General features: G+C 75.8%; 1 protein-coding gene. It reads right to left on the minus strand.

Going from position 1 to position 997, the window contains the following annotated elements:
- On the minus strand, positions 1-997 hold a 997-nt coding region (locus ACTIDRAF_RS26660), incomplete at both ends, for a 3'-5' exonuclease (RefSeq protein WP_039785298.1).

The raw sequence follows: 997 nt of genomic DNA on the forward strand, positions 1-997 counted from the left end.
GCGGCCGCCGCCCGCTCCGCGAGGAGGACCCGGACGTCCCGCAGCCACCCCTCGGGGTCGTGGACCGGATCGACCCGGGACGGCAGCGGATCCGGACGCCCGTCCTCCCCCGCCTCGGCGGAGGCGTGCCGCGCCGCCCGCAGCGACGCCATCTTCCGGCGCACCAACTCCGCCCCCGCGGCCACGACGGGCCGACGCTCACCGAGCGGGTCGCTCGGCCACACCCCGGACCGCTTCTCGGAGGTGAGCGGGTTCACCGCATCCCGGTCCGGTGGCGGCGCCCACCTCTCGACCCGCCCGCCCGGGTAGGAACCCACGACGGTGTCCTCGCCGGGACGGCCGTCGCCAACGACGGCGGCCAGCACCTCCTCCAGGAACTCCGAGGGGCCCCGGGGCGCCCCTCCGGTCTCTCCCCACCAGTGCCCGGACACCAGCAGGACTCGCTCCGACCTCGTCAGCGCGACGTAGCAGAGCCGTCGTTCCTCGGCGAGCCGGCGGTCCTCGAACTCGTCCGCGTGCCGCGACAACGCCTCGGCCACCTGTTTGCGGTCCGAGCAGCCCGTCAGCTCCAACCGGGGGAGGTCCTCCGCGTCGCCCCGCAGCTCGGCGGGCAGCTCGGACACCGACCCCAGCCAGCTCGCGGACCGCCTCGGGCCGGGGAAGACCCTGCGGACGAGGTGCGGCACGGCGACGACCTCCCACTCGAGCCCCTTGGCCGAGTGCGCGGTGACGACCTGCACCCGGTCCTCGGCGACCTCGACCTCGCCGGGCTCCAGGCCGTCCTCCGCGTGTTCGGCGGTGCGGAGGTAGTCGATCAGCGCGGGGAGGGTCGCCGAGGGACTGGCGGAGGCGAACTCGGCCACCACGCCGGCGAAGGCGTCGAGGTGGACGCGCCCGGCCCGGTCCACCCTGGTCAGTCCCTCGATGTCGAGCAACAACGTGCGTTCCACGTCGGCGACCAGGTCGGGCAGCGGCTGGGCCAGCCGGCGGCGGCGCG

Origin of the sequence: Actinoalloteichus spitiensis RMV-1378, assembly GCF_000239155.1 — a bacterium.
Classification (GTDB): domain Bacteria; phylum Actinomycetota; class Actinomycetes; order Mycobacteriales; family Pseudonocardiaceae; genus Actinoalloteichus_B; species Actinoalloteichus_B spitiensis.